Consider the following 9,535-nt stretch of genomic DNA (forward strand, 5'->3'; position numbering starts at 1 on the left):
GCGTAGGGACCCAGACTGCGGGTCGCCTTTCTTTTGCTTACTTTTATTTGGCGAAGCAAAGAAAAGTGAGTTGCTGCCGGCAACCCCGGCCCCGGAATCCAAACCAACATCAGCGCCCAGAACACCCAAAGAACTAAAGCCCGTCCACCACATTCCGAACCCCGGGCGGCTGCCCAACAAGAGACAGCAAGAAATCGATATCAGCCGGCTTGACCACATGATGATCAAACCCAGCCCGTTGCGACCGTTGCCGACTCTCAGCCTCCCCATACCCCGTCAAGGCAATCAACAGAGCATCTTTGGATTCAGGCCGGCTGCGCAATTGGCGAGCGACTTCAAACCCGTCCATGCCGGGCAGGCCGATGTCGAGGATGAGCACGTCGGGCCCGAACTCCTGGGCCACCGTGAGCGCCGCCGCGCCGTCGTTCGCGATCCTCACCACATAGCCTTCGAGTTCCAGCAAAACTTTCAGCGTGTCCGCCGAAGCTGGCAAGTCGTCGACGACCAGGACTTTGCGGGAGGCGGCCGGCGCCGGCCTCGCGGCTTTCGGCGCTACGGCGGCGGGAAGGGCCGCTCCCTGTGCTGCAAGCTTGGCCGGGAAGGACACGGTGATGCGGCTTCCCTTGCCGCGGCCTTCGCTGTAGGCCTCGACCGTTCCCTGGTGCAGCTCCACCAGGTGCTTGACGAGCGTGAGGCCTATGCCCAGCCCGCCCTGGGCGCGGTCCAGCGCCTGGTCGCCCTGGGCGAACAGGTCGAAGATGTGCGGCAGGAATTCGGCGTCTATGCCCTGGCCGGTGTCGGAGACGGTGATAAAAATGCTGTCGCCCTTCAGCGATGCGTCCAGGGTGATCGTTCCTTGCGGGTCGGTGAACTTGGAGGCGTTGTTGAGCAGGTTGGACAGCACCTGGGACAGGCGCACCAGGTCGCCCCGCAGGACCAAGGCCTCGTCCGGGAGCTTGACCGTGAGCGACTGCTGCCTCGCGGCCAGCAAGGGGTTGCTGGCTTCGACGGCGCGCTCGCACAGGGTGGCGAGCAGCAGCGGCTCCATGTGGACGGTCACCTTGCCGCGCACGATGCGCGACACGTCGAGCAAGTCGTCGACCAACCGGGACATGTGGTCGACCTGGCGTGCGATCACGTCGCGCGCCCAGGCCACCGTCGGGTCGGCCACCTGGGCCCCGTTGATGATGTGGACCGCGTTGCGTATCGGCGCCAGCGGGTTGCGCAACTCGTGCGCCAGCATCGCGAGGAACTCGTTCTTGCGGCGGTCGGCCTCCTGCACCAGCGTGTAGAGCCTGGCGTTTTCCATGGCGATGGAGGCCCGGCCCACGACCTCGCTTAGCAGCGCGGCGTCGGCCTGCGCGAAACCGCCGGCCTCGGTCGCGGGCAGGAACTGGATGTCGCGCGAAAGCATGGCGCCGCGGACCACCGCCGCCATGGCCGGGCTCAGCTCGCGGTGGCATTCCAGCAAGACCGGGCCCAAGGTGGGGTCGGCCTCGCCGATGATCTTGAGGCAGCGGCAGTGCAGTTCGCCGTGGTCGTCCAGCAAGGAAACGGCGGCCATGGAGCCCAGGCCCGGCACGGCGATGTCGGCCAGAGCATGGGCGGTGGCGTCGATGTTGAGCGACATGGACAGGCGCTGGCTGGCCTCGGCCAGATAGGCGGCGCGGCGCGTGGCCTCTTCCGCGGCGCTGCGGGCCGCTTCGGCCCGCGCCAGCGCCTCGCGCTCGACGGCCTGCTGCTGCAGCTGGCGGTGCATGCGGTGCAGCTCCACGAACACCTTGACCTTGGAGCGCAGCACGCCGGGCACGACGGGGGTCGAGATGTAGTCGAYCGCGCCCAGCTCGTAACCCTTGGCGGCCTGCATCTCGTCCACGTAGGCCGTGATGAAGAGGATGGGCGTCTGCGCGGTCTTTTTGTACTGCCGGATCAGGCTGGCGGTTTCCAGCCCGTCGATGTCGGGCATGTTGACGTCGAGCAGGATGACGGCGAAGTCCATCTGCAGGATCAGGCGAAGCGCCTCGCGGCCCGAACGGGCGCTGACCAGGTTCTGCCCCAGTTCCTCGAGGATGCTGCCCATGACGACGTGCTTTTCAGGCAGGTCGTCGACGATCAGGATGTTGACGGGATCGGGATTGAGCATGGTGGCCGGCTCCTGCGGCATGAGGACAGCGCTCATCGGGGCAACCAGGCACGCAGCACGGCCAGCAGGTTTTCGGTGTTGACCGGCTTGGACAGGTAGTCCCAGGCGCCGGCCTCTATGCATTTCTCGCGGTCGCCCTTCATGGCCTTGGCCGTGACGGCGATCATGGGCAGGCTCTTGCCGGCCGGCAGCTTGCGGATCTCCTGCATGGTGACCAGGCCGTCCATGACCGGCATCATGATGTCCATCAGCACCACGCTGAGCTGCGGGTCGGAGGCGACCTTGGCGATGGCGTCGTGGCCGTTGTCGGCCCAGACGATGTCCATGCCCTCCTCTTCGAGCACGGTGGCCAGGGCAAAGATGTTGCGCATGTCGTCGTCGACGATCAGCACCCTTTTACCCGCCAGCGATTTGTTGGCGTCGTGCAGGGCCCTCAGGGTGCCGCGCTGCTTTTCGGTCATGCGCGCCTCCGTCAGGTGCAGGGCATGCATGGCCTGGTCCAGCACCCGCGGGATGGACCTGGCCTCGCGGAACAGGAAGCCGTCGCGGGACTGCCAGGCCGGCTGGTGCAGCGCATCGATGGGCCCTTCACGCCAGACCACCACGGGCAGCGGCCCGAGCGCCCGGCGTTCCGGCGCGGCGCGGCGCATGCCTTCGAAGCCCTCGGTCAGGGAGGCATCGTCGGTGACGACACATTCAAAACGGGCGAAGTCTTCAGCTTTGACGCCGGCCAGCGAGGCCACGGCGGTGCACTGCACATGGCTGTGCTGCAGCATGCCGGTAACCTCGCCGCGCAGGACATCGTCCTTCAGGGCGACCAGCATATGCCGGACCGAGCGCGACACATAGCGGTGCAGCTGCTCCAGCATCTCGTCGAGCACTTCCTTGGACGGGATCGGTTTTTCGATGAAGGCCATGGCGCCCGAGCGGTAGGCACGGTCCTTGGAGTCGTCGGTGGAGATGACGCAGACCGGGATGTGCCGGACGCCGGCGTCCTGCTTGATGCGCTCGAGCACGCGCCAACCTTCCATGTCCGGCAGGTGCATGTCCAGCGTGATGGCCGAGGGCTTGTACTCGGCCGCCAGCGTCAGCGCGCCGGCGCCCAACGGGGTCACCAGGCCCTTGAAGCCCTTGGCGCGGGCCGCGTCGAGCAGGAAGCCGGCGAAGGCCAGGTCGTTTTCCACGATCAGCAGCACGAAGTCGCCGGGCTGTATGGCGTGCCGGTCGTCGGCTGCTTCGTTGGCCAGGGCGCTGGCGTCCACCACCAGGGCGGTTTCATCAAAAGCGGGCTCCAGCTTCTCGAAGCCCAGCCGGCTAATGGGCGCGCTGGCTTCGATGCGCTGTTCGGCGCTGCCGCCGGGCTTGCGCGCGCCGCGCGGCGAGGCGTAGACCAGCGGCAGGTAAAGCACAAAGCTGCTGCCCTCGCCGGGTGCGCTGGACAGGCGGATTTCGCCGCCCAGCAGGCGAGAAAGCTCGCGGCTGATGGCCAGGCCCAGGCCGGTGCCGCCGTATTTGCGGGAGGTAGAGCCGTCGGCCTGCTGGAAGGCTTCAAAGATGATCTGCTGCTTGTCGGCGGAAATGCCGATGCCGGTATCGGTGACGGAAAACGCCAGCACCTGCTGGGCGCGGTTGAGTTCCTCGTTGTCCGGGCTCCAGCCGGTGAAGGCTTCCTCGATGGCCAGGGCCACATGGCCCTGGTGCGTGAACTTGAAGGCGTTGGASAGCAGGTTCTTSAGSAYYTGCTGCAGGCGCTTGACGTCGGTCACCATGGACACCGGCAGCTGCAGGCCGGTGGTGATCAGGAAATCCACGCTCTTGGCCTCAGCGACGTGGCGGAAGGTGCGCTCGACGTACATCTGCAGGTCGGACAGACGCAACTCATTGACGTCCACCACCACCGTGCCCGACTCGATCTTGGACAGGTCCAGGATGTCGTTGATCAGCATCAGCAAATCGTTGCCGGATGAATGAATGGTCTTGGAGAACTCGACCTGCCTGGCTGTCAGGTTGCCTTCCGAGTTCTTGCACAGCTGGTCGGACAGGATCAAGAGGCTGTTGAGCGGCGTGCGCAGCTCGTGCGACATGTTCGCCAGGAACTCGGACTTGTACTTGGAGGTCAGCGAAAGCTGCTTGGCTTTTTCTTCGAGCGCCTGGCGGGCCTGCTCGACCTCCTGGTTCTTGCGCTCCACCTCGTCGTTCTGCTGGACCAGCAGGTGGGCTTTTTCCTGCAGCTCCTCGTTGGTCTGCTGCAGTTCTTCCTGCCGGCTTTGCAGCTCCTGCGCCAGGGACTGCGACTGGGTCAGCAGGTCCTCGGTGCGCATATTGGCTTCGATCGTGTTGATCACGATGCCGATACTTTCCGTGAGCTGGTCCAGGAAGGCCTGGTGCGTGGGGTTGAAGCGCTCGACCGAGGCCAGCTCGACCACGCCCCGAACCTGGCCCTCGAAGATGATGGGCAGCACCAGGATGTCCATGGGCGCCACCTCGGTGAGGCCGGAGGATATCTTGAGGCCCTGCGGCAGCGAGGAGGTCAGCAATATCTTCTGCTTGTCGAAAGCGCACTGGCCTATCAGGCCCTGGCCCAGGTCGATTTCCTTGCCGTAAGCGCCCTGCCCGTCCGAGGCATAACTCGCCATCAGGCGCAGGCGCGGCCTTTCATGCGTGTAGCTCAGCACATAAAACTCGGCCTGCTGGGCACCCACCACGGGCGCGAGCTCCGAGAGGATCAGGTGGCCCACGGCCACCAGGTCTTTCTGGCCCTGCAGCATGCGGCTGAACTTGGCCAGGTTGGTCTTGAGCCAGTCCTGCTCGGTGTTGACCTGGGTGGTGTCCTTGAGATTGCGGATCATTTCATTGATCGTGTCTTTCAGTGCGGCCACCTCGCCCAGCGCTTCCACGGTGATGGAACGCGTCAGGTCGCCCTGCGTCACGGCCGTCGCCACCTCGGCAATGGCGCGCACCTGGGTCGTCAGGTTGGCGGCCAGCTGGTTGACGTTTTCGGTCAGGCCCTTCCAGGTGCCGGCCGCGCCCGGCACCTTGGCCTGGCCGCCCAGCTTGCCTTCAACACCCACCTCGCGCGCCACCGAGGTCACCTGGTCGGCGAAGGTGGCCAGCGTATCGGTCATGCCGTTGATGGTGTCGGCCAAAGCGGCGATCTCGCCCTTGGCCTCCACGGTCAGCTTGCGTTCCAGGTCGCCGTTGGCCACGGCCGTCACCACGCGCGCAATGCCGCGCACCTGGCTGGTCAGGTTGCCGGCCATGAAGTTCACGTTGTCGGTCAGGTCCTTCCAGGTGCCGGCCACACCCTGCACATCGGCCTGGCCGCCCAGCTTGCCTTCGGTTCCCACTTCGCGCGCCACCCGCGTCACTTCGGACGCGAAGGACCGCAGCTGGTCCACCATGGTGTTGATGGTGGCCTTAAGTTCGAGGATTTCGCCCTTCACGTCCACCGTGATCTTTTTGGACAGGTCGCCGGCCGCCACGGCCTTGGTCACGTCGGCAATGTTGCGCACCTGGGACGTCAGGTTGCCGGCCATGAAGTTCACGTTGTCGGTCAAATCCTTCCAGGTGCCGGCAACGCCCTGCACGTCGGCCTGGCCGCCCAGCTTGCCTTCGGTGCCCACTTCGCGCGCCACACGCGTCACCTCGGAAGCAAAGGATCGCAGCTGGTCCACCATGGTGTTGATGGTGTTCTTGAGCTCGAGAATCTCGCCTTTCACGTCCACCGTGATCTTTTTTGACAAGTCACCGGCAGCCACAGCCGTCGTCACCTCGGCGATGTTGCGCACCTGTGCGGTCAGGTTGGAGCCCATGGAGTTCACGGAATCCGTCAAGTCCTTCCAGGTACCCGCCACACCCTGCACATCGGCCTGCCCGCCCAGCTTGCCTTCGGTGCCCACCTCGCGTGCGACACGCGTCACTTCGGAGGCGAAAGACCGCAGCTGGTCCACCATGGTGTTGATGGTATTTTTGAGCTCCAGGATTTCGCCCTTCACGTCCACCGTGATCTTCTTGGACAGGTCGCCGGCCGCCACGGCGGTCGTCACCTCGGCGATGTTGCGCACCTGGCCTGTGAGGTTGGAGCCCATGGAGTTCACGGAATCCGTCAAGTCCTTCCAGGTACCGGCCACGCCCTGCACGTCGGCCTGACCGCCCAGCTTGCCTTCGGTGCCCACCTCGCGCGCCACCCGCGTCACCTCGGACGCGAAGGAGCGCAGTTGGTCGACCATGGTGTTGATGGTGGCCTTGAGCTCCAGGATTTCGCCCTTCACGTCCACGGTGATCTTTTTGGACAGGTCGCCGGCGGCCACGGCCTTGGTCACCTCGGCGATGTTGCGCACCTGGCCCGTGAGGTTGGACCCCATGGAATTCACCGAATCGGTCAAGTCTTTCCAGGTGCCGGCAACGCCCTGCACGTCGGCCTGGCCGCCCAGCTTGCCTTCGGTGCCCACTTCGCGCGCCACGCGCGTCACTTCGGAAGCGAACGAGGACAGCTGGTCCACCATGGTGTTGATGGTGTTCTTGAGTTCCAGGATTTCGCCCTTCACGTCCACTGTGATCTTTTTGGACAGGTCGCCGGCCGCCACGGCCGTCGTCACCTCGGCGATGTTGCGTACCTGGCCGGTCAGGTTGGAGCCCATCGAGTTGACCGAGTCGGTCAGATCCTTCCAGGTGCCGGCCACGCCCTGCACGTCGGCCTGGCCGCCCAGTTTTCCTTCGGTACCCACCTCGCGCGCAACCCGCGTCACCTCGGAAGCGAACGAGGAAAGCTGGTCCACCATGGTGTTGATGGTGTTCTTGAGTTCGAGAATCTCGCCTTTCACGTCCACCGTGATCTTCTTGGACAGGTCACCGGCGGCCACGGCCTTGGTCACGTCGGCGATGTTGCGCACCTGGGATGTCAGGTTGCCGGCCATGAAGTTCACGTTGTCGGTCAGGTCTTTCCAGGTGCCGGCCACGCCCTGCACGTCGGCCTGGCCGCCCAGCTTGCCTTCGGTACCCACTTCGCGCGCCACACGCGTCACCTCGGACGCAAAGGACCGCAGCTGGTCCACCATGGTGTTGATGGTGTTTTTAAGTTCGAGAATCTCGCCCTTCACGTCCACCGTGATCTTCTTGGACAGGTCACCGGCCGCCACGGCCGTCGTCACCTCGGCGATGTTGCGCACCTGCGCCGTGAGGTTGGAGCCCATGGMGTTGACCGAGTCGGTCAAGTCCTTCCAGGTGCCGGCMACGCCTKGCACSTSSGCCTGGCCGCCCAGCTTGCCTTCGGTGCCSACTTCGCGCGCCACRCGCGTCACCTCGGCCGAGAAGGTACCGAGCTGCTCCACCATCTTGTTGATGATCATCGCGGTGCGCAGGAACTCGCCTTCCAGCGCCCTGCCTTCGGCCTCCAGCGCCATGCTCTTGGACAGGTCGCCCTGGGCCACGGCGCCGATCACGCGGGCCACTTCACTGGTCGGGTGGACCAGGTCGGCGATCAGCGAATTGATGGACTCCGCAGAGTCGCGCCAGAAACCCGTGGCGTCAGGCACAAAGGCCCGTTCCTTGAGCCGGCCTTGCTTGCCGACCACGCGGCTCAGGCGTTCAAGCTCGCGCGCCATGCGCACGTTTTCCGAGACCACGTCGTTGAAGGCATCTGCGACCTTGCCGGGCACGCCGGTCCAGTCTTGCGGCAGGGATGCGCGCGCGTCGCCTTTCTTCAGGTCGGTCAATGCGGTCAGCACCACCTTGGTCTGCTCCGTCACCGTGTCGGCTTCGTCGAGCACGGTGTTGATGGCCATCGCGTTCTGCAGCCAGAAGCCCGAGAGTTTTTCCTCGGGCAGGCGCCGGCTGGCGCGTGTTGACAGGCGGGACTTGGATGCCAGGCCTTTGCAGCGGCTGGTGGTCGCCGTCGTCATGGCCGACAGCTGGTTGAATTCGGCGGCGATCTTTCCATAGATGCCATCCCACTCCGTCGGGAGTGTGACGCCGGATTCACCGCGCCTGAGCGCGCTCAAAGATTTGAGAATGGACTTCAATTCGGTGTCGCGCTCGATCACCGAAAGCTTGGCTAGAGCCTCCATATCATTCATCCTGTATTGGCGGTAACTTTTTGTAGAAACGGGTGCCGAGATTACTCGCGAAGATTCAGAATGACAACCAGATATCGCACTATTTACTTAACGGCGAAAACAATCTGCGGCGCGCCCGTCACAGCCTCACAACTGTAGGCTTTGGCTTACATAAATTCTTTTTTGGCCGCTGTATATTTTGTAGTTACGCCTTGAAAATATCGCAGCGAGATGTGTTCGTTGCGCGGCGTGGGCCCTGCAGGTTTGGCTGCAGTTTTCGTGAACCTTTTCATTGGCACCAGCACCATGAGCGCTCAGTCCAGCAGCACGGCGGAACAGGCAAGCGGATTGCAACGATGCGAGGCGGAAGCGGCGCATTACGCGCTCCTGCGGCGGCTGGCCCCGGTGATACGCCACAACATGGCGGGGACATTGCAGCCCATCGCCATGGTGGCGGCAATGCTGGAGCGGCGCCTGCAAAAAGCCGACCCTGACCCGGAAGCGCTGCTCAAGAACGCGCGCGACATCGTGGCGCTGTCCAAAGAGGCGGCCGCCTCCTGCGCTGATTTGATGAGTTGGCTCGCGCCCAAGGACAACCGGCCGGTCAAGGCCGATGCAGGCATCGCGGAATGCGTGGGCATGGTGGTGACACAACTCTCGTTCAGGGGTTTTTCGGTGGTCAACAGCAGCGGCAGCATTGCCGCGCGACTTCCCCAATCGGCACTGCGCAATGTGCTGACCGCCTCGCTCATAGGCCTGGCCGATGCGGCTGCCGTGCCCGGCAAGCTGCTCATCAGCGCCGGGTTCGCGGAGGATGTCCTTTCGGTACACATCGAACTGAAAGTGCCCGAGGTCCCCGAGCCTGTGCGCGTGGTGGACAAACCCCCTTACCGCCTGCTGGAGTGGGACGATGTGCAAGCCCTGGCCCGGCAGGAATCCGTCCGCCTGACACGCGGGGAAAACCGGCTCACGCTGCAGTTCGAAGCTTCCGCCGCGAACGATCCGGAGGCGCTGGCGGAGACAGTGCAAGCTTGAGCGGCCCGCCGCCCTCCCCGTTCATTTCCCTTTCGCTTCACGCTTGCGGCGATTGCATGTAGGACGAGGGAGCATCCGCGAAGAAGGCCTTGTTTGCGCTGGCAAACTGGAACCATGAATTCTTTTCGACGACGTCTTGGGCGCCTTGTGCTGCTGTGCGGCCTGGTGATTTGCGCCGCCCCTTTCGCCACTTTCCCGGCTGCCGCGCAGGCACCCGCCGCGAGCGCGGAATCCGGCGCGCCGGCCCTGCTCGAAAAACACGCGGCGCTGGCCGGGCAGCTTGCGCAGAATGCCTACCGCAGGC

At 64.4% G+C, this 9,535-nt stretch carries 3 protein-coding genes and 1 pseudogene; 2 read left to right on the top strand and 2 right to left on the bottom strand.

Features of this window, described 5'->3' with window-relative positions:
• Positions 1–133: 133 nt before the first annotated feature.
• Together AC1D0P_RS17725 and AC1D0P_RS17730 are read right to left on the bottom strand one after the other, a co-directional pair.
• Complete coding sequence (locus AC1D0P_RS17725) at positions 134–2,179, bottom strand: hybrid sensor histidine kinase/response regulator (protein WP_477677952.1); 2,046 nt, start codon at positions 2,177–2,179, stop codon at positions 134–136.
• Positions 2,176–8,208: a HAMP domain-containing protein gene (locus AC1D0P_RS17730; RefSeq protein ID WP_477677953.1), complete on the bottom strand. Its 6,033-nt coding sequence runs from the start codon at positions 8,206–8,208 to the stop codon at positions 2,176–2,178. Before AC1D0P_RS17730 ends, AC1D0P_RS17725 begins: the two co-directional genes overlap by 4 nt.
• Before the next feature lie 267 nt (positions 8,209–8,475).
• Between AC1D0P_RS17730 and AC1D0P_RS17735 the strand changes: the two genes are divergently transcribed.
• Together AC1D0P_RS17735 and AC1D0P_RS17740 are read left to right on the top strand one after the other, a co-directional pair.
• Positions 8,476–9,231 carry a hypothetical protein gene (locus tag AC1D0P_RS17735; RefSeq protein WP_477677954.1) on the top strand — a complete coding sequence of 252 codons (756 nt, stop codon included), beginning with the start codon at positions 8,476–8,478 and terminating at the stop codon, positions 9,229–9,231.
• 114 nt (positions 9,232–9,345) lie between these two features.
• Positions 9,346–9,535 (top strand): annotated as a pseudogene (locus AC1D0P_RS17740) (hypothetical protein); the annotation flags it as partial.

This window comes from Polaromonas sp. P1_G2 (assembly GCF_056405515.1).